The following is a 22156-nucleotide window of genomic DNA, read 5'->3' as shown; positions in this document are numbered from 1 at the left end:
AAATTAATTTCCAAATTAACTACACAGTCCAAGGTAGCAGTTTTTTGGCAAATTTGTCAGCAAGACCTAATCTTATTGCCGCGTTATGACGCAAGATATACAGTCCCTGATAACACAGTGGCACTAAGTATAAGCTTGTCACTGTGGAGAAGGTCAGTCCGCCAATAATTGCAATCGCCATAGGTGAATAAGGTGGACCCCCTCCGCCTATTTGGGTGTCGCCCATTGCTAAGGGCACTAATCCTAATACAGTGGTTGCAACTGTCATTAACACTGGGCGCAATCGAGTTATACATACATTGATGATCGTGTCTGACAACTTATCTAAACCCGGTGTCATTTGATTTATTTGGTCAACTAACACAATGCCGTTATTCACTACGATCCCCATTAGAATAAGGATCCCTATCATTGACATAACAGACATTGGCGTGGCTGTTACCCATAACGCCCAAAAAACTCCAGTAATAGAAAACAGAATAGAAGTTATAATTGCCGTTGGTAATAACAATGACTCAAATAATGCAGCCATAACGATATAGATCATCACAATAGCTAATAACATGTTAACAGCCATGATAGATTGGTCTTCATCCTGTCGTTCAAACCCACCACGTAAAGAATAGTTATAACCATAGGGGAAATTAACTGAATCCATGACTCGTGAAATCTGCTTTTGTGCTTCTTCTGTTGTCATGTCATCTAAATTAGCGCCTATGGATAATGCGGTTTGACGATTGTAATGTTTGATGCTGTCAAAACGCGGCACAATATTGATTTGCGCCAAACTATCTAAGGTATAAACACGATCATCTTTACGTAATATGGGGAGTTGCTTTAAGCGTTCCAATGAATACTGCCATGATTTATCGTAGGCCAGTTCAATCCTTAATTCGCCTGACGGATCATGTCTAAAGGATCTTAAAGGTGTACCTCTAAGTGCCAAGGCAATACTAGAGGCTACGTCATTAAGCTTAACATCGAGTCTGGCAGCCATTTCGCGGTCAACGATCACGACCACTTCTTGCTGGGCACTATTTACTTCCGAACGCACATCGACTAAACCCTCAATATCGTTTAATAAAGGCACAACCTGATTACTCAAACGAATAAGCTCAGAGGTAGACCGGCCAGTTAAAGTCACTCTGACGCCATTTTGCTCGTTACCCCAACCAAATTGCGGCGTAGCAATAGAGAACTTAGGAAATCCTTCACGGATATTCTTCTTCAGTTCCTTCATGTCGATGTCTAAATCTTTTTGTAAAATAATGGTGGATTGCGCATCGTGGGGAGCGTAATAGCTATATACCGCATCAATGTGAAACTTTTCTTTGTTGGCATACAAGTAGGTTTCCATTTCAGACACTAAGGCTTCGGTGACACGCAGGGCATGTCTACCTTCTAATTGATAATTAATGTAAAGGCGATCATTACCTTCACCGTCACCTTGGTCCTGTTGCACCATAGATAATGGTAAAGCGGTGGAGAGTAAAATTAACACTGAAACCACAGCAGAACGTTTAGGTCTTGCCAGTACCCAGGTCAAGCTGTTGTGATAAAACGCTGCTAATTTTCCCTGTTTCTCATTTAGGTTAATATCAAAGTGAAATGTATTTAACATCAATGGAATAAGTGTTTTAGCCACTAATAATGACGCGGCTAACGAGATACAAATGGCGATCGCCACATGCTCAAGAAAAATAGTTAGCTGTACTTTTACCCCAAAAATATTAGGTAAAAACACAATTGCGGTCGTTAGCGTTCCAGCTAACACAGCAAGCGAGACTTTATCTACACCCGCTAATACCGCGGTTTCGTTAGCCTTGAGTTGCTTGGTATCATCGATATGGCCAGCTTGTTTTTCCTGTAAAACACTTTCTGTTACGACAACAGCATTATCAATCAACATACCAACGGCCAATAACAGACCCATCATGGAGAGAATATTTAAGCTATAGCCCAGAAAATACATACCCGCTAATGTCATACAAAGTGAAATAGGGACTGATGAAACGACGACTAAGGTCATTTTCAAATTACGCAAAAATAAATACAACACACCAAATGACAATAGGGCACCTAACAGACCAGATAGGAGTAAATCCTGTAATGAGGATTTAACTCCAAAGGCCTGATCTTCCATAATAAATAATTTAACGCCATTAAATTGTTTATCTTGCTTTGTCTCTTCGATGACTTTCATCACACGATCGGACACTTCAACTAAATTGGCCCCAGACTCTTTGAATACATCGACACCGACAGCGTATTTTTGGTCTAAATGACGACCTTCAATTTTTTCAGGTAAGGCAAAATTAATTTTAGCAATATCCCCAAGAGTGATCCCTGGGATAAGGACTAAGCTACTGATGTCATCAAGGTTGGTGAATTCACCTTTAGGAGACACTTGAAACACGTTACCATCGCTTCTTAACGTGCCGGCATTGATAACAAAGTTTTGTGAGAGTAAACGATTCTGTAAGATTTGATTGCTGATACCACTGGCAATTAATTTGTCAGCATCGATTCGAATATCAATCTGTTTTTGTTCCACACCATACAAAGTGACCTTAGATACTCCATCAACACGCTCTAGGGGCTTACGTAGCTGTTTATCAAGTAAATCGAACGCATTGGAAAGTTCTTTTTCACTGGATATACGTATAGTAAGCACAGGCATATCAGCTGTTGAAAATTGCTGAATAATAACGCGCTCTACATCTTTGGGTAATAAATGTCTTACCGAATCGATTTTTTCACGGGCTTCTAAACTTTTCGTGGCAACTTTTTCACCCCACTTTAAATTTAGCTGAATAAAGGCGCCATCTTGAGTCGAATCTGAATGAAGCTCTTCTATACCCCCTATAGTGGCGAGGGCTTCTTCAAGTACTTTGGTGATATCCCGTTCAACTTCTGCAGGGCTTGAGCCTTTGTAAGGCACCTGTACCATAATTTGCGGAATATCAATCCCAGGAAACATCTCCAATGGCAACATTCTGCTAGCCGCCATGCCAAACAGCATAATCGCAACAAAAAACATGCTGGTAGTCACGGGACGTTTTAACGCCAGTTTGGTGATATTCATAGCTTTACCTCCGAATCCGGTGTTAACTCGGAAAAGGCGGCGTAATTCTTACGGTCAAATAAACCGTATAAGCATGGAATAACGAGAAGCGTCAGTAAGGTAGATAAAAGTAGGCCAAAAATAACCGTAATTGCCATTGGCGCTCTGACTTCGCTACCATCACCTATGCCTATCGCCATAGGAAGTAAACCTAGTGCTGTTGTCAGTGTGGTCATAAGAATAGGACGTAAACGCGATTTGGCTGCTTGCTCAATAGCATGAAGTTTATCCATACCATCTACACGTAATTGATTGATACGATCTACCAGCACAATGGCATTGTTAACCACAATACCCGCCAACATAATTAAACCAATGAATACAACAACACTTAGGTGAGTGTTGGTGATAAATAAGCCCAGAATACTACCGGCAACGGCCATAGGTATTGCGATCAAAATAAGTAACGGGTGTAGTAATGATTCAAACTGACTGGCCATCACCAAATAGACTAAAAATATAGCGAGCACTAAGGCAATTTTCAATGAGTTAAATGAATGTTCCATCTCTTCATTTTGACCACCAAAGTTAGTTTGAATCGATGAAGAAAATTGCTGCTGATCCAATATTAATTTTGCTTCGGCTACAGCGTCACTTAAATCACCGAAACCGAGGTTTGCCGATACAATCGCTACACGTTGTTGGCTAATGCGGTTAATCGCTGAAGGACCAACTTGTAATTGAATGTCTGCTACCGCACTTAACGGAATAGGTTGTGAGCTATTAGGATTAATGATTAACGCATCTATATCAGATATTTGATCGCGTTCTGATAATTCACTGCGAACCAAAATGTCGACTTTACGATCACGAACGGTATATTGACTGGCAACAGTACCACCGACACGCTGTGCGATACGGGCTGCAACTGTAGGTGCATCCATGCCCAGCGCGGCAAGTCTTTGATGATCAAATTGAATACTGATCTCCGGCTGCCCATCACGTAACGTTGTATTCAAATCGGTAAATCTTGCCGATTGTGCCAGTGCATCAACGAGTTTATCTGCACTGCTTTTGAGTTGAGCTAAATCGTAGCCTGACAATTCAATTTCTAACGGAGTTTTAAAGCTAAATAATTCTGGCTGTTCAATTTTTGCATCCAACTCAGGGATCCTTTTAGCGGCTTGTCGCAATATAGCTGTGACAGATTCAAACGCTGTAGGATGAGCAAGAACGACCTGAAGTCGACCCCAGTTCTCTCCGCCTCTAGCTGTATCGGAGGTCATAAGTCCGCCACTTCCTGCCTGGCTGAAAGTGTGTTTGACGTCAGGATTGTCACTAATCGTCAGTGCCAGTTGCTGTAAAACTTTATCTGTTTCGCTGACCTCTGTGCCAGGTGGTAATAACAGTTCAACATAAAACTCGCCTTGATTCATAGGTGGGATCAATTCCATCCCTAATTTAGGCAACAAACTACCTGCACCAAGGGTAACCCCTAGAGCGACGAGTAATGTCAGTATTTGATGTTTGAGCACATGATTAAGTAAATGGTCGTACACTTTCGCTATTGCGTTATAACCATAGTTAAATACTGTTGCTAGTGGGCGCATGACAAGGCCAACTAACCAACTTACAAATCGGACAATCACAATGCCAAAGGTCAGTAAAACCGCAGGAATATATCGAAACAGTAATTTAAATGGCCAACTGATAACAGCCGAAGCGTAGTAGCCGAATTTTCCATATCGAGTTGTAGGTATTACTACTGGCACAGCCTCATTAGACGGTGGCAGACTTTTGAAACCTTGACGCGAGGCTAACATTGGAATGGCTGTTAATGCGATAAACAGCGATGCCAGTAAGGCGAAAGTCACGGTAAGAGCCTGATCGGCGAACAAGGCGCCAGCGATTCCATCAACAAAGACTAAAGGAACAAATACCGCCAATGTTGTGAGGGTTGATGCCACAATTGCGCCAGAGACTTCTTGGCAACCAGCAACAGCAGCGTCCATTTTGCTTAAGCCCTGAGACTGATATCTGTCAATATTTTCAAGCACAACAATCGCGTTATCTACTAATAATCCAATGGCTAATGCAATTCCTCCCAACGACATGATATTGAGACTAATATCAGCAAAGTACATCATGTTAAATGTGGCAATAACAGAGAAGGGGATTGAGATGGAAATAATTAACGTTGCTAGAATATTACGTAAGAATAAATAAATGACTATCATAGCCAATATGCTACCAATTAGCGCTGAAGATGTGACTTCATTTACGGCACTTTCGATAAATTCAGATTGGTCATAAATAATGTTGAGTTGTTTATTTTCATCAGCGTTATTGATCTTTTCTAATTCTGCTTGCAATTTTTTTGCTACAGTAACAGTGTTTGCATCACCTTCCTTATAAATCGCTAACTCGATAGACTCAACGGCACCAATTCTTGTAATATCACTACGTTCTTTATACGCGTCACTGATTTGTGCGACTTCACTTAAGCGTACCAAAGTCTGCTCATTACGAAAAACAATCACATTTCCTAACTCTTCCAGTGAATTAAATTGATTCAATGTTCTGACTAAATACTCTTTGTCACTTTGAATCACTTTACCCGCTGAAAGATTAATGTTTTCTTGATTGATCCTTTGTTTAATATCATCTGCATTTAAGTTTAATTGCGCGAGCTTTTGCTGGTTCAATAAAATATGTACTTCTTGCTCAAGTCCCCCTGACAATCTAACCGCTGCTACACCTGACAGAGCTTCTAAGCGACGTTTTAACTCTTCTTCAGCAAATGTACGCATTTGCTTAAGATTGCTATCAGTAGCATCAGGCACTGAAAACGCTAATCGCATGATTGGATCAAGGTTAGGGTTAAACCTTAATAATAGCGGTTTATTGATATCTAGTGGCAACTCAATTGTGTCAAGTTTTTCTCGTACCTCTAGGCTTGCCATGTCCATATTGCTGCCCCATTCAAACTCGAGCACCACATCTGACATACCAGAGCGAGAGATAGAGCTGATTTTTCTTAAACCCTTAACTACGCCGACAGCTTCTTCAATTGGCTTTGAAACCAGCTGTTCTATTTCAACCGGTGCAGCGCCATCGTAAGCCGTGCGGATAGTGACGCTTGGGTAACTTAAGTCTGGCAGTAACATGACTGCAAGTCGGCTAAATCCAACCATACCGAATAGCATAACCGCAAGCATGAACATCCAAACCGTCACGGGACGATTAACAGAAGTGTTAATGATAGACATAAAATCGCTCCGTTATCTAATAGCCGCAACATTTAAAGGATTAATCACTTCTACAAGAGATTGATCTTTCAGGTTTTGTTGGCCACGGATGACGATTTGTTCACCGACAGCAACGCCCGATATAATTTCAACGGTATTATCTTGACGATACCCAAGGCTGACGACTCGACGTTCTGCGATTGTATCTTTAATGACATATAATGCTTGGGTATCATCCTGATTAATTAGCGCGTTATATGGCACCGTTATCACATCATCATGAGTGTCGTACTTAATTTCGACCCGAGTAAACATTCCGGCTTTTAAAAGGGCATTTTTATTGGGTACAGACAAGGTTACTTTAAACGTGCCACTTTGGGCATCAACAATTGGGCTTATCCTAAGCACAGTAGCATCGACCATATTGTTATCATGTTGATTTTGGCGAACACTTGCATGTTGGCCTAAGCGAAGGCTAGGAAGCTGTTGCTCTGGTAAATGCACGATACCGTGGAGTTCGTCTTGGTTAACCACATAGAATAGTTCGTCAAACTCACGCACCATGTTGCCTTGTTTAACATGTCTTTTAGCAACAACACCATTAATTGGCGACACGATACGACTTTCTTTGACTTGCAGCTCGGCCAAATCGCGCTTTGCAATAGCGGCTTGCAGATTAAATTCGAGTTTAGCCATAGTGTCTTGGCTAATAAACTCTTTGTTAGTCATTTTGCGTAAGCGATTTAATTCTTGTTCAATAATTTGTACTTCAGCTTGCGAACGGTTGAAGTCATATTGCTGACGCTTAGCATCTATTATTGCTAATACTTGTCCTGTGGTAACACGGTCACCTTCTTCGACATTAATGTTTTCAATTAATCCAGAAATTCGCGTCATAACGTGAGCTTCTTGAGGCGCTTCTAACGTAGCAGTAGTGCTGTAGAAAGACGATACATTGCCCTGTACAACTAATGTCGTTTCAACGGGAACAGCAAATTTGTCTTCTTCTTTTGCCTGTTCTTCTTCTCCATTACAACCCGCTAGCATCACTAAACAACAAAAAGGGATAATAAATTTTTTTACTGATTGAATCCTGTCCATGGGAACCTGCCTTAAATAAGTTAATCTGTGCTACGTTGCGAATTAAACCAATTTAGCTTGTATTAGCCTACGCCGTTTATTGGCTTCGTCACGCTGACTTTTGTAACAAATGTTGATTTATTGTTGAGTGTATAGCAGGAAGTATGCCAATAATTATTATTGTTTATTTTCAGGTGGTTATCGATTGGCTTTTGGTCTTGGGAAATCTGGTTAAGTCTTTTGTAGTGAGAACAATAACATGTTAGTCATAATGACTAACATGTTTTCGATAATTCACTCATGACTCAATTTTATCTCGGGGGATATAAGTAAGTTATATCGTAACCTGGGTGTAGGTAGAAGATGTTACTGATTCTGTAGGTGCTTTAATTTCAGGGCAGGTTGCTAATATATTAATATTATCACTCGCGTCAATTTGCTCTAAGCTCACTTTGAAGCCCCATAAACGGTGTAAATGTTTTAAAACTTCATTAACGTTATCCGACAGTGGAATATTATTGTGCGGGGTATAGCGTAAGGTTAATGATCTATCGCCATTAATCTCTACATTTTGTACCTGAATATTTGGCTCAATATTTGATAAGTTGTATTGTTGTGACAACATATTGCGTATTTCTTGATAACCACTTTCATCGTGAATGGCAGAAACATGAATAAATGATCGTTTCTCATCATCTAAAATGCCGAATAACTTGAAGTCTCGGATCACTTTTGGCGACAAATACTGGCTAATAAAACTTTCATCTTTAAAGTTTTTCATTGCAAAATGTACTGTTGTTAACCAATCACTGCCAGCGATATCAGGGAACCAATGTTTGTCTTCTTCTGTAGGGTTTTCACATATACGTCTAATGTCGACAAACATACTGAAACCTAAAGCGTATGGGTTTATCCCATTGTAATATGGACTATTATAGACAGGCTGAGCTACCACCGCGGTATGACTTTGTAAAAATTCAAGCATAAATCTGTCAGTGACTTTACCAGTGTCATATAAATGGTTGAGTATGGTGTAATGCCAGAATGTCGCCCAACCTTCGTTCATCACTTGTGTCTGTTTTTGTGGGTAAAAATATTGAGCCATTTTTCTAACAATTCGGACTATTTCTCGTTGCCAAGGCTCAAGTAATGGCGCGTTTTTCTCTAAAAAGTAAAGGATGTTTTCCTGTGGTTCTGATGGAAATTGTTTACGTTTGGTTTCAATATGCTCGTGATTGCTGGTGGGCACTGTACGCCATAAATCATTAACCTGGCTCTGTAAGTATGCCTCTCGATCTTTTTGTCTTGCTTGTTCTTCACTAAAAGAAATTTCAGAGGGGCGCTTGTACCTATCGACACCGTAATTCATTAAAGCGTGACATGAATCAATGGTAAGTTCGACTTGATCGACGCCATATTTAAGTTCGCATTGGTGGATATAGTTTTTAGCAAACACTAAATAATCAATGATAGAGCTAGCATCTGTCCAAGTTTTGAACAAGTAATTATTTTTAAAGAAACTATTATGGCCAAAACTTGCGTGTGCCATGACTAAGGCTTGCACCGTTATGGTGTTTTCTTCCATAAGGTATGCAATACACGGATCTGAGTTAATAACGATTTCATATGCCAAACCCATTTGGCCGCGTTTATATCCTTGCTCAGTCTCAATAAATCGTTTGCCAAACGACCAATGCGTGTAACCAATCGGCATACCTATTCCTGCATAGGCATCCATCATCTGTTCAGCAGTAATAATTTCAATTTGATTGGGGTATGCATCAATGTTAAAAAATTTTGCCGCTTTTTCAATTTCATCAAGATAGGCTTGCAGCAGGTCGAAAGTCCATTCTGGGCCATCACTTAAAGGCGAACGGGTAGATTTATCCATAGTGCCTCCTAAACAGCTTGTTTCTTAAAGAGTTCTCTAAATACTGGGTAAATATCATCAACTTGCTTGATATGTTGTACTGCCATGTTGTCAAAGCTTTGTTGTAACTGTTCATATTCTTGCCACAATGACTGATGAGCCCTATGGGTGATTTCGATGTAGCTGAAATATCTGACTAACGGCAGAATGTGTTTAGTTAATAGGTTTTTACATACAGGTGAATCATCCGACCAATTATCTCCATCTGATGCCTGCGCGGCATAAATGTTCCATTCATTTGCAGGATATCTTGCTTGCTGGATCTCGTGCATCAATTTTAAAGCACTAGATACAATGGTGCCGCCAGTTTCTTGTGAATAGAAAAACTCGTGCTCGTCAACTTCCTTGGCTTGTGTGTGATGACGTATGTAAACAACCTCTAAATTTTTATAAGTGCGGGTTAAAAATAGGTATAACAAAATATAAAATCGTTTCGCCATATCCTTGGTGGCTTGATCCATAGAGCCAGAAACATCCATTAAACAGAACATTACCGCTTGGCTAGAGGGCTTTTCTTTTTTTGTATAGTTGTTATAACGTAAATCAAACGTATCGATAAAAGGCACTTTAGCAATTTGTTTTTTGAGTAATTCAATTTGCGCTTTTAAATCAAGGATCAATTCTGCTTTTGAACCGGGTGTGTTTTCTAATTCAAACAGTTGTTGTTCTATTTGTTTAAGTAGTTTCTTTTTGCTGCCACTCATGGCGATTCTTCTTGCTAGAGAAGAACGTAAAGAACGGACAATATTAATATTTGCCGGTACACCGTCGTTGGTAAAGCCTGCTCTAAAAGTTTGGTATTCAATCAATTTATTCAAACGATTTTTTTGTAAATTCGGTAACTCCAAATCTTCAAACAGTAGTTCAAGGTATTCATCTTTAGATATTTGAAATACGAAGTCTTCATTACCTTCACCCGAATCAGAGGCATCACCTTTACCTGAGCCTCCGTCACCTTGTCCACCTTGAGGCCGCTCAATTTTGTCGCCTCGATTAAACTTATCGTTACCAGGGTGAACCATCTCACGACTTCCCCCTTTACCTTGTCTAAAAAGGGGCTCGCTGATATCTCGAGTGGGGATACTGATTTTCTCGCCTTTATCAATATCCGTTACACTGCGCCTTGTGACCGCATCACTGACAGCTTTTTTAATTTGTTTCTTATATCTTTCGATAAATCGTTGGCGATTAACTGTGCTTTTTCCCTTTGCATTTAACCGTCTATCTATAAAATTAGCCATACGCACCTCCCAAGCCTAAATGCAGGCTTTACGTCACTAAACTGCAGAGTAAAGCCTGTGTTGGGTTATGATGATTTACGCACGCGTAAATACCATTCCGACAGCAATCTGACTTGTTTCTTGGTATAGCCTTTATCCATCATCCGATTTACAAAATCATCGTGTTTTCGCTGGTCATCGTTAGATGTTTTGCCATTAAATGAAATCACTGGAAGCAAATCTTCAGTATTGGAAAACATTTTCTTTTCAATTACGGTACGGAGTTTTTCGTAACTGGTCCACAGTGGATTATTACCTTCATTATTGGCTCTAGCTCTAAGCACAAAGTTGACTATTTCGTTACGGAAATCTTTTGGGTTGCTTATTCCTGCTGGTTTTTCAATTTTTTCGAGTTCCGCGTTTAATGCGCCTCTATCGAATAGTTGTCCTGTTTCTGGATCTCGATATTCTTGATCTTGGATCCAAAAATCTGCATAAGTAACATAGCGGTCGAAAATATTCTGTCCATATTCAGAGTAAGATTCTAAGTAGGCGGTTTGAATTTCTTTACCGATAAACTCAACATATTTAGGAATGAGATATCCTTTTAAAAACTCTAAATATCGCTCACTTAGTTCATTTGGAAACTGTTCCTGCTCTATTTGTTTTTCAAGTACATAAAATAAGTGCACTGGGTTGGCAGCAATTTCAGTGTGATCAAAGTTGAATACTTTAGATAGAATTTTAAAGGCAAATCGAGTAGATAATCCATTCATACCTTCATCCACACCTGCGTAATCACGGTATTCTTGGTACGATTTTGCTTTAGGATCGGTATCTTTTAAACTTTCGCCGTTATAGACCCGCATTTTTGAATATATTGACGAGTTCTCTGGCGGTTTAATGCGCGATAACACACTAAATTGCGCTAGGGTTTCTAATGTACCTGGTGCACATGGCGATTGAGATAGTTCCGAGTTTGTTAATAATTTTTGATAGATCTCCATTTCCTCAGAAACTCTAAGGCAATAGGGGACTTTAACGATATATACGCGATCTAAAAAGGCTTCATTATTTTTGTTGTTTCTGAAGGTAGACCATTCTGACTCGTTACTGTGAGCCAATATGATCCCTGTATAAGGCAAAGCGGATAAACCTTCGGTGCCGTTATAATTGCCCTCCTGAGTTGCGGTTAATAATGGATGCAACACTTTTATCGGTGCTTTAAACATTTCAACAAATTCCATTAGCCCCTGATTCGCGCGACATAATGCGCCCGAATAAGCGTAAGCATCGGCATCATCCTGAGAGAAATGCTCTAATTGACGTATATCAACTTTACCGACTAATGCTGAAATATCCTGATTGTTTTCATCCCCTGGTTCAGTTTTAGCAATCCCAATTTGGTCTAGAATAGAAGGATAAACTTTAACTACTCTGAATTTAGATATATCACCGCCAAATTCATGTAAACGTTTTACAGCCCATGGGGACATGATCGTTTTTAAGTAGCGATGAGGAATATTATATTCTTGTTGCAGTAAGGCGCCATCCTCGTCTAAATCGAACAAGCAAAATGGATGGTCATTTACTGGGCTTCGCATGCCATTGGCGCTTAATATGTAGATAGGTACATGTTGGATAAGCGATTTTAGCTTTTCTGCCAGAGATGATTTACCACCACCTACGGGGCCGAGTAAATACAGGATTTGCTTTGACTCTTCTAAGCCTTGTGCCGAATGCTTAAGGTAAGAAACGATTTGTTCAATTGCTTCTTCCATGCCATAAAAATCTTTAAAGGCAGGGTAACAAGAGATAAGACGGTTTGAAAAAATGCGGCTTAACACAGAATTTTTTGATGTATCGACAACTTCAGGTTCGCCAATGGCCATCAATAAACGTTCTGCTGCAGATACGTAAGCACTTTTATCTTGCTTACAAATTTCAAGAAACTGCTCTAAGGTATATTCCTCATCAAGCTTTTTCTCGTAACGTTGTTGGTAATGTTCGAAAATGCCCATAATAACCCCCTAAAACATCAATGCCGGGATGGCAACTTAACGCGAGACATTAGCTAATTTGGGGCGGTTACCAAATTATCACTTCGGCCTCTTCTTATAGAGTTTAGGATAAAAAATGTGACACTGCGCAAGATAATTATAAATAATTGTTTATAAAACAATGATAAACGTAGCAATTGCAATAGTTGCATTTATTGGCGTCAAATTACAGATATAAAAAAGGAGCCCTAGGGCTCCTATTTTTAATTAACGGTAATAGTGATTAAGCAAAATTGCTGTTCACAAATTCCCAGTTAACTAATTGCCAGAAATGGTTTAAGTATTCTGGACGTGCATTACGATAATCAACGTAATATGCATGTTCCCAAACATCAACAGTCAGTAATGGTGTAACTGATTCATCTGTTAATGGTGTAGCGGCATTGCTTGTGTTAACGATAGCTAATGAGCCATCTGCTTTTTTTACTAACCAAGTCCAAGCACTACCGAAGTTGTTTACCGCAGAATCTGTAAATTTTGCTTTGAATTCTTCAAAAGAACCAAAAGAAGCATCAATAGCTGCAGCGATTGAACCAGTTGCAGCTCCTCCAGCGTTTGGTGCTAAACAATTCCAGTAGAAGGTGTGGTTCCAAACCTGTGCAGCGTTGTTGAACATGCCACCAGTTGAAGTTTTAACAACTTCTTCTAAGCTTTTGCCAGCAAACTCAGTTCCTTCAACTAAACCATTTAATTTTACAACATAAGTGTTGTGATGCTTACCATAGTGGTACTCAATTGTTTCTTGAGAAATATGTGGTTCTAGTGCGTTCTTTGCATAAGGTAATGCTGGTAATTCGAAAGCCATTAGTCTCTCTCCATGGATTTAGGTTTATCGTTTTTATACCTAATTGGTACATTGCTCTGCAGCTATTGTACTGATTATTTTTGTGATGTGAATCATTGTTTCTTGAATAATATCGATTAAGACGATTCAATAGTTGAATTAATCTATACCCTTACAAACTGTAGCATTTTGTTATTGCTCAAGGTGTCGTACAATATAGGCATTCTAGCTATTCATACTTTGTCTACCATTAGGAATTAAAATGGAAACTGTAGAAAAAATTAAGCAGCAGATCAGTGAAAACCCAATCATTGTTTACATGAAAGGCTCTCCTAAATTACCTAGTTGTGGTTTTTCTTCACAAGTTGCGCAGGTGATGATTAACTGTGGTGAACAGTTTGCCTTCGTGGATATTTTACAGCACCCAGATATCCGTGCTGAATTACCAAAATTTGCAAATTGGCCAACATTCCCACAATTATGGATTGAAGGTGAATTGATTGGTGGTTGTGACATCATCACTGAAATGTTCCAAAAGGGTGAACTTCAGCCAATCATTAAAGCAACTGCTGATAAATTCCGTACTGAAGACGCTGCTGAATAATTTTACTATTCAATATATTTGCGTTAAAAAAACCCAATGCATGCATTGGGTTTTTTATTATAAAGCATTAAATTGTTGAGGTATTAGTGCAATGTTGGCTTTACCTCGGCCTTTTTATCTTCTAGTTTGACATTAACAAGACGAGGTAAGTTTTTCTTGGTGCTCTTAATGTCAGCTAAATAAGGTCCAGGGTGCAGCGTTTCTGGCCAATCAAGCAACATCATCGCCAATACGTTTCTGTGCTCACCTGAAGCTAATTCAGCCTTACCCGTAGGTGAAGGGATCATCTGCATTTGTGGATTGTAAGATGAAATCACAAAATCTTTTACTTTTTGGGTTACTGGATGATTTTTATGTCCTGTGATCAAGAAGCTGATGCCCACCTCTGTAGTAATATCTTCAGTGGTGTCTGCAATGATCCTATCAATATTTTTTTCAAAATAGTCTAAAATCCACTGGTATTCTTTTGGATCTACCTGGTATTGATAATATTCACTAGCAGCAAAAATAAAGTGAGTCATGCCATAAATTTTGTTTTTAAACTGACCTTTTGACAATTTAGCGTCTTTACTGTCGGGATACGTTTTTCTAAACGCTGCTTTATAAGCTGGATAGTAATCACCAACACCGATTTGTTTTGCCCAGAAAACATAATTAATTAACTGTGCAGCCCATGATTTAATCATTTTTTTATCAGTAAATGCAGGCGTGAAATCATGCTCTTTTAATGTCTTGACCATTAAGTCATGACATGGACCTGTAAAACCAAACTCATCTATTCGACTGGAATAACGAAGTAGGGTATCGCTTAACAACATAAACTTTGGATAAAGCACAATGGCCTTTTTACGGGCTTTACCACGTGGACCTTTACCTAGTTTACTTCCTGCTAATGCTGATTCAGTTTCGATAAAATTAGGTTTATCCAAGTTACAAGCGTAATAAGCTTGGCGCTCAGCAACGGTTAACAAATCAATCAGTGCGCCATTTGCATATTTTTCATCACCTGTCATGCGGAACTGACGGATGGCATAATGTCCCTGCACACGTGGCGGTAATGAATACAAATTGGTTTCTAAATTGGTTTTTATTTGTTGGTAAACTTGCTCACCAGTTAAATTGTGTACTGGATTTACATAGGGTTCTTTGGCAAATAAACTGCTACTTAGTAACGCAGCGGATAATGCAACTAACGAGAGTGTTCTACTCTTGCTTAGTGCCAGCATAATTAATTCTCCGTAATAGGTTTTCAAAATCCATTGGCTGATTGAAAATAACAGACAATTGATCATAAATGGTTTGATTATGTTCATTGACAATGAGCACATCAAAAATGTCCTTGGCTTGACTGCTGGAAAGCGTTTGGGTATGGATTAACTGCGCCAGTGTTTCTTGCCACACCAGAAGATAATAACTAATCCCTTGATTAGCAATAGCCTGGTAACTAAATATTGCATTTGCACCATTTGTCCAAGGTACTCCAAAGCTGTCATAAAAAGCATTTGAGATGCTTTGATGTAAACTGGGTTCATGTAGTTGGTAATTTGAAAGATCCGCTTGCTGGTAAAACAAAAGGGCCACTTTTGCTCTGAAGACGTGTTGTTGTAGAGCAAAAGATTGTAGTAATTGTGCTCTGGCAGTTGTCGTATATTCATATGACAGTTTGTTTGCTAACCATGTAGCTAACCAATAACTCCCTAATTGTTGGTTAGCTAATGAGATATCAGATTGACTCAAATAATAAAAAACACTGCCTTTTGCTAGCTGATTAATGATATTACTCACCATAAAGACCAAATCATTATGCTGTTTGACACTGGTTATTTTTAATGGGAGCTTGAGTGTATATTGACCCATTTGATGACCAACTACGGCTTGTTTTATTCTGTGATGGTGAATTTTTGTCGTCTGTTTATCAAGCTCCACATAGATTTCACCTAGTAATCGAGAATTGAGCCATACCCGATAGAGTCGAAATGGGTTATCACTTGTCGAAATTAACTCAAATCGTAAATCAAATTCGCTTAATAGTTCAAATAATTGCTCAACAATCAATAATGATTCTTGTTGTTTAACCGCAATTTTAGGTAATGCATGCAACGCCCTAGGTAAATCCCAAGGAGCTAATTCAATGTTTTTCGTCTGGCTATTGAGAAATAACGTTAATTGCGAAGCCGTTAAGCCGTGCAAGGATAATTGATAATCGGCCACATTGTTAAAGCCTTGTTCGTTAGCCAGAACGGTTCTTAGTTTATGTAACGCTAATAAATTTGATTGATTATAGGTTGTAGTGCGCGCTTGGTAGGCAAGCCAAGCTTGTTTCCGGCAGTTTATATCTGGCTGTGTTATCAAATAATGCGCAATGCTTGATTCGGTGGTCACTTTTGCATTGGGCGTTTGATCCGTTTTATCAACAGCTTCTGCTAATGCGCAAGCTTGAGTGGTATCAAATTTAAAATCTTGGACGAAATAATGCTTAATACTGGCTTGTAAGCTATGTAATTGTGATTTTACGTTTAGGTCAAATTGCAGCTGTTGTAAGTGCAGTATTGTTTTAACATAAAGTGTAGATGGGGCATTAGTATCTATTTGAGTTCTAAGGATAAAATCATTTTTTAATTGATTGGCGTCGATGTTTTTGAACAATGCAGACAGTTCATCAGCCAAATGTACTTGGCAATTTAGTAGTTGCTGCTGTTGTTCAGTCTGCGAAGTTAAACTTCTATAATAGTTATTTCGATCATTTAAATTATTAAGTGAAAGTAAGCTGGATTCAAATTCAACCAATGAATTGTCAGAAGTAAGCGCTGTTGGGGGGTAGGGCGTTGATGATAATTGCCATTCTTGTGGAATGGCAATCTCGTGTAAGGCATCAAACTGTAGACATTGATCAACAAACAGATTTAAAGGATTAGCCACAGCAATTGCTGTGACTAAACAATTAAAATAAAGGCTTATCGCAAAAATGCTTTTTCGCATATTCTACTCTTTGCTCAACAGACATTGCAGGTCCCTTTAATGACTCTACATGTTTAAGGCGAGGTAGAATACCTTTACCATTAGCTATTTGAATGGTTAACCCAGGGCGGGCGTTTAATTCTAACAGTAATGGACCGCGATTTTTATCCAGCACCATATCAGTACCTAAATAACCTAGTTCACACATTTCATAAGCACTGGATGCTGTATGAAGTAAGGTTTCCCAATGTGGAACTTGAATATTAGATAACGGAAAATGGGTATCCGGATGTTTATCAACAGGTACATCAAATTGAACAGCATGCAAACTTCTGCCTGTAGCGATATCTAATCCAATACCAACAGCACCTTGGTGTAAGTTAGCTTTACCGTCTGAGGCTGCAGTTGAACAACGTAACATCCCCATTACAGGAAAACCTTTAAATACAATTAGGCGAATATCTGGTACACCTTCATAGCTGACACCGTTAAATATAGGATCAAATTCGATTAATCCTTCAACTAATGCAACATCGGGTTTACCTCCAAGTGAAAACAATCCACTAAGGGTATTTGATACATGACGATAGATTTCATTAGGGGTAACTTCGTTACCGTTAGCCTTATAATAGCGACCATTTTCAACTCGGGTAATGACCATAATGCCTTTACCGCCAGAACCTTTTGCTGGTTTAATAACAAAACCAGATTTTCCTAATACCATGGCAGGTATTTGTTCAATGTCATGCTGCTCTTTCACAACACCGATAAGATCTGGCACTGCAATGCCATTGGCTAAAGCTAATTGTTTAGTAATTAATTTGTCATCCACACGTTTATAGTGTTTGCGTGGATTGTAACGACCAATATAACTGATGTTTCGCTTGTTCATGTTTAGCACACCAGCGCGGCTAAGTTCCCAAGGCCAGGCATACTTCATTACTTCTCTCCCACTAAGGGTTTAAAGCGTTTTAACTCAGTTAAGCGGTAACCTGTGTATTGGCCCATTACAAGCACTAACGCAAGAATAACTAAGTGAATACCTAAGAAGTTAAATACCCAATGTTGGACTAATTCATTACTCATTGCTAAGTAGGCGATAGTTGCGACAAATAAACTGCCACCACCCGATACGAACACTTTCTTTGGACCTTCTTCTTCCCACAGAATTGACATGCGTTCAATGGTCCAAGCAAGAATGATCATTGGGAAGAATGTGACGGTTAATCCTTCACTTAGCCCTAATTTGAACGAGATCAATGTGAACAAGCCGATAATAAATATCACCACTATGATGACCGCGGATATTCGGGATATCAGTAACAAGTTAAGTGTCGATAAATAGGAGCGGATCATCAAGCCAAAAGATACGATTAACAGGAAGCCAATTAATCCAATTAGGAGGGTTGTTTGAATAAAGGCCATCGCAATTAGTACCGGCATAAAGGTACCAGATGTCTTAATACCAACAATCACGCGTAAAAATACTACCACCAAAACACCAATTGGAATTAACAAGATACCTTTAAATAGGCTTTGTTCTTCAAGTGGTAATTGATATAAAGAAAAGTCCAATGCATCGTCAGTCATCATCATATCTATCGATGTGGCTAATGCAGAACGCGTGTCTTGTAACATCGAGAAGTTAACTAAAGAGTTACTCCCTCCCATTACTTCTAATACAGAACCACCGGCATATTCCCAAAGTACCAGGTTGTTATCACGACCTTGTTTGTTGTTTTGTACATCAAACAAATGCCATTCACCATCTTGGTATACTTGGACGTAAGTGGTTAATTGTTGACGACGACGTTGGTCTTCAAGTAACAAACCGCTGACATAACGTGCTGGAACACCTTTGGTGTGCAGCATTTGTAAAAACAGTTTGGTTGATGTATTGGTCGATAAAAGCAAAGACATATTTTGGCTTTGATTATCATCGTTAATCAATGTCATTAACTGCTTTGCAAAAGACAGATTAGTCGCGCTGCGGCTCCAGACATCTTCAACAATTTGCTCAGCAGCTGTTTTTTCAGTAGCAGGCCAAAGATAAAGTTCGGTATCTGCAGGTTCTTGTTCAGCATGTAGCGCTAATTTTCCAGTTGGAACAAGCGTTACGCGATAAAATAATGATTGTGGACCAGAAGCTTCTCTAATTGACCAAATCGCTTTACGATTTGAATCATCAGTAATAGTTAAGCCATAGCCTGGCGAGGTGGTATTTTCAACTAAAATGTCAAATGCAGGATCATTGGGTAATGAGAACTGCACTTCTGCAGGCTGGTTACGACCGTTGAAGCTGATTTTTGCGTCGATAGCCCAACTTTGAACCTGTTCACCAGGCAAGAAAGGCACATTGTGCTGCATACCACGGTAAATACTGGCACCAATACCGGCAACAAACAGCAAAATAACGAATATATAAAACGGTCTACGAGAATGCATTTGTTGGCCTATTTAATTAGGGTAGTGACTTGGTTTTTAGCTTTACCGTGGATGTAGATTTGTCCTACATCGACGATTGCAATGTCTTTCATAAATTTACGGCCGAGCAGCAACGGATAATCTAAATGACTTCTGTCTGTAAGATTTAAATCCGTTTCAGCAGCATATTTGCCAATTTTTAAATGTGCATGGATAACAGGGCGACGATCATCACTGTTATCAACGTCTTGTTTGATGCGGACAAAACGTTCAACTTTAGATTCGAACGTATTGCCAGGTTGGTCCTCACCGTTCGTCATGACATCAAAACGAACCCATTCTTCGCCATTGCGTTCAAACAATACAATATTGCGCGCATCTAAAGACGATGATTCAGCACCTGTGTCAATACGTGTAGCAAACTTAGTCTTTAATTCATCGATATAAACACTTTCAACTTCACCAAGTAAAAACTTTTCACCCACTAATGCCTCTGGACATTGAGAAGGAACGGCGACAGGTCTTGGTGTGGGAAGTGGGGCGGCAACAACGCGCACTTTTTGCGATTGCGCCATAGCTTCACTGACTTGGGTTTTTAGCTTACGTAGTTCAGCTGATAATTCATTGATATCTTCAGACTGTTGACTACATTGCTCGTGAAAAGCATTAATGATTTGCACTTGAGAAGACTGTAAAGTCGTATTCAAGTCAGTATTGGTAATTGTAGGTGTACTAGGTTGTTGAGTTGCTGTGCAACCCGAGACAAGTATTGCCGCAAAGGATAGTGCAAGTGCCTGCTTAAACATGTCAATTCCTGTTGAATATTGTGAGTTAAATTAAATCTAAGTTAGGTTGATTTTTAGTCGCAATAATAATTGCTCTTTTTGGTGCTGGATAACCTTCAACCGTTAAGCTTACGTCATTTGGATCGAGATAATCTACTAGGGATTCATTTTGCATCCATTGTGTACTTCGTTGTTCTGCAAGAGACGTTATATCAACATCAACACATCTCACATCGGTAAAATCGCATTTTCTTAACCACAGCATTAATGCTTCAACAGAAGGTAAAAACCAAACGTTGTTCATTTTGCCGTATCTATCACTTGGGACTAAGATAGCATTTTCATCGCCATCTATCACCAGTGTTTCGAGCACTAACTCACCGCCCATCCGCAATTGATCACGTAATTGCATTATATGATCGATAGGCGAGCGTCTATGATAAAGCACCCCCATTGAAAATACAGTATCAAATGCATCTAATGGTGGCAGCTCTTCAATGCCTAATGGCAATAAATGAACTGGATGTTGTTGTCCAGCTAACCGTTTAACTGCTTCAAATTGGCAAAGAAATAAAGGTGATGGATCGATACCAACGACGCATTTAGCTCCCTCACCAAACATCCGCCACATATGATATCCACTTCCACAGCCAACATCTAATACCGTTCTATTTTTTAAAGGTGAAAGATGTGGCTTAACTCTATCCCATTTCCAATCGCTTCGCCATTCTGTATCTATTTGAATACCGTGTATTGAAAATGGGCCCTTACGCCAAGGTTTGAAAATACCTAATAAATTAGACAATTTCTCTGTTTCACCCGCCGAGAGTTGTTCCCCACTGCCAATAGTCACACTTGTACTGAAATCAATACTGTCAGGTGCCGGATAGTGCAGTTTATTGAGTACTTTTTCCCATTTGGGCAAACTACCGTGTTTGTGCTCGCGCTGCCAATTGCCCAATATTGAAGGCAAAGTTTCTAGCCAATGTTGTAGATTCGAATCGGCAATTTCTTTATAAAAACCACTAAAATTTATCATTTTACTGCTACCATTGACGCAAAATTGAAGCACTGAAACCAAACCGTGGAATGACTAAAACCGCATTCAGCGAAACGCTTGGTATGGTGTGCGAGTGTATCTGGACGCATGACATTTTCTAACGCACTTCTTTTTTGACTGATTTCGAGTTCGCTATAACCATTAGCTCGCTTAAAGTCTAAATGATGTTTATCGAGCAATTGCTGAATCGTATCATCTTCAAATCGAAGTTTTTCGGAAAGAACCAAAATGCCACCAGGCAACATACCTTGATAAATACTGTTGATTAAGGCATCTCTATCTACCACAGGTAAAAACTGCAGGGTAAAGTTCAACACCACCATAGAAGCGTTTTGGAAGGTAATATCTCTGATATCGCCACAAATCAACTCAACTTGAGTATCACTGACATAAGCCGATAGATTTTCATTACATCGCTGGATCATTGATTCGCTGTTGTCCACCGCAATAATTTTGCAGTTTCTTTGACTGATTTGACGCCTGATACTCAAGGTCGCAGAACCAAGAGAGCAGCCTAAATCGTAAACATTGGAGTTATTAGCAACAAAAGACTGAGCAAAATCACCAATGGTATTGATAATTTGTCCATAACCAGGTACGGATCGACGTATCATGTCATTGAATACGCCAGCGACTTTTTTATCAAAAACAAAATCAGCGACTTGATCGTTCGCTGTAGCATAGATATTGTCGAGTTCAGAGTTCATGTAATGGGTTTTTGTAAAATTCTAGCTCTATTTTAGCCAATCAAAGCAAACTGCAGCAAGTATTGCGTAAAAATTTATTATTTTTTATTACCTTGCCTATTTATGATGGCTATAGTAACCGTCAGCTTATATCGAATTAAAACCGAAATAAGCAAATAGATTGAATCTATTTCATTCTTTTTTAACACATTTTGACAAAAAACAATTAAAATAATAAAGTTATTCAAGAGTA

15 protein-coding genes are annotated in these 22156 nt (G+C 39.2%); 1 reads left to right on the top strand and 14 read right to left on the bottom strand.

Features of this window, described 5'->3' with window-relative positions; genetic code table 11:
- Positions 1-19: 19 nt before the first annotated feature.
- The 7 genes from ORI98_RS09240 to sodB all read right to left on the bottom strand — a co-directional run bounded on the left by ORI98_RS09240 (position 20) and on the right by sodB (position 13407).
- The gene (locus tag ORI98_RS09240) at positions 20-3085 is read right to left on the bottom strand and encodes an efflux RND transporter permease subunit (RefSeq protein ID WP_261298243.1); all 3066 of its coding nucleotides are present in this window, start codon (positions 3083-3085) and stop codon (positions 20-22) included.
- Complete coding sequence (locus ORI98_RS09235; protein ID WP_306135032.1) at positions 3082-6333, bottom strand: efflux RND transporter permease subunit; 3252 nt, start codon at positions 6331-6333, stop codon at positions 3082-3084. Before ORI98_RS09235 ends, ORI98_RS09240 begins: the two co-directional genes overlap by 4 nt.
- A gap of 12 nt (positions 6334-6345) precedes the next feature.
- Positions 6346-7413 carry an efflux RND transporter periplasmic adaptor subunit gene (locus ORI98_RS09230; protein ID WP_261298241.1) on the bottom strand — a complete coding sequence of 356 codons (1068 nt, stop codon included), beginning with the start codon at positions 7411-7413 and terminating at the stop codon, positions 6346-6348.
- Positions 7414-7726: 313 nt separating this feature from the next.
- The gene (locus ORI98_RS09225) at positions 7727-9283 is read right to left on the bottom strand and encodes a SpoVR family protein (RefSeq protein WP_306135031.1); all 1557 of its coding nucleotides are present in this window, start codon (positions 9281-9283) and stop codon (positions 7727-7729) included.
- A gap of 8 nt (positions 9284-9291) precedes the next feature.
- Positions 9292-10563 carry a YeaH/YhbH family protein gene (locus ORI98_RS09220; protein ID WP_306135030.1) on the bottom strand — a complete coding sequence of 424 codons (1272 nt, stop codon included), beginning with the start codon at positions 10561-10563 and terminating at the stop codon, positions 9292-9294.
- Between the two features lie 65 nt (positions 10564-10628).
- Positions 10629-12563: a PrkA family serine protein kinase gene (locus ORI98_RS09215; protein WP_306135029.1), complete on the bottom strand. Its 1935-nt coding sequence runs from the start codon at positions 12561-12563 to the stop codon at positions 10629-10631.
- 262 nt (positions 12564-12825) lie between these two features.
- Positions 12826-13407: a superoxide dismutase [Fe] gene (gene sodB, locus ORI98_RS09210; protein ID WP_188839649.1), complete on the bottom strand. Its 582-nt coding sequence runs from the start codon at positions 13405-13407 to the stop codon at positions 12826-12828.
- A gap of 241 nt (positions 13408-13648) precedes the next feature.
- Between sodB and grxD the strand changes: the two genes are divergently transcribed.
- Complete coding sequence (gene grxD / locus ORI98_RS09205) at positions 13649-13990, top strand: Grx4 family monothiol glutaredoxin (RefSeq protein ID WP_261298237.1); 342 nt, start codon at positions 13649-13651, stop codon at positions 13988-13990.
- 83 nt (positions 13991-14073) lie between these two features.
- On the opposite strand, the gene ORI98_RS09200 is transcribed toward grxD, so the two are convergent.
- Genes ORI98_RS09200 through cmoA form a run of 7 tightly spaced genes read right to left on the bottom strand, consistent with a single transcriptional unit; the run spans position 14074 to position 21924 of the window.
- Complete coding sequence (locus ORI98_RS09200) at positions 14074-15216, bottom strand: DUF3541 domain-containing protein (protein WP_306135028.1); 1143 nt, start codon at positions 15214-15216, stop codon at positions 14074-14076.
- Positions 15194-16969, bottom strand: coding sequence for a hypothetical protein (locus tag ORI98_RS09195; RefSeq protein WP_306135027.1), 1776 nt, complete (start codon positions 16967-16969; stop codon positions 15194-15196). Before ORI98_RS09195 ends, ORI98_RS09200 begins: the two co-directional genes overlap by 23 nt.
- Entirely contained in the window at positions 16932-17888 is a 957-nt protein-coding gene (locus ORI98_RS09190) for an alpha-L-glutamate ligase-like protein (protein WP_306135026.1), read from the bottom strand. Before ORI98_RS09190 ends, ORI98_RS09195 begins: the two co-directional genes overlap by 38 nt.
- Positions 17888-19393: a UUP1 family membrane protein gene (locus ORI98_RS09185; RefSeq protein WP_306135025.1), complete on the bottom strand. Its 1506-nt coding sequence runs from the start codon at positions 19391-19393 to the stop codon at positions 17888-17890. Before ORI98_RS09185 ends, ORI98_RS09190 begins: the two co-directional genes overlap by 1 nt.
- Positions 19394-19401: 8 nt before the next feature.
- Positions 19402-20178 carry an ATP-dependent zinc protease gene (locus ORI98_RS09180; protein WP_306135024.1) on the bottom strand — a complete coding sequence of 259 codons (777 nt, stop codon included), beginning with the start codon at positions 20176-20178 and terminating at the stop codon, positions 19402-19404.
- Positions 20179-20203: 25 nt separating this feature from the next.
- Positions 20204-21196: a tRNA 5-methoxyuridine(34)/uridine 5-oxyacetic acid(34) synthase CmoB gene (gene cmoB / locus ORI98_RS09175; protein ID WP_261298231.1), complete on the bottom strand. Its 993-nt coding sequence runs from the start codon at positions 21194-21196 to the stop codon at positions 20204-20206.
- Complete coding sequence (gene cmoA / locus ORI98_RS09170; protein WP_261298230.1) at positions 21193-21924, bottom strand: carboxy-S-adenosyl-L-methionine synthase CmoA; 732 nt, start codon at positions 21922-21924, stop codon at positions 21193-21195. Before cmoA ends, cmoB begins: the two co-directional genes overlap by 4 nt.
- Between the last annotated feature and the right edge of the window lie 232 nt (positions 21925-22156).

The organism is Shewanella sp. ULN5 (assembly GCF_030731885.1).
Classification (GTDB): domain Bacteria; phylum Pseudomonadota; class Gammaproteobacteria; order Enterobacterales; family Shewanellaceae; genus Shewanella; species Shewanella holmiensis.
This window is presented reverse-complemented; position numbering and strand designations above follow the sequence as displayed.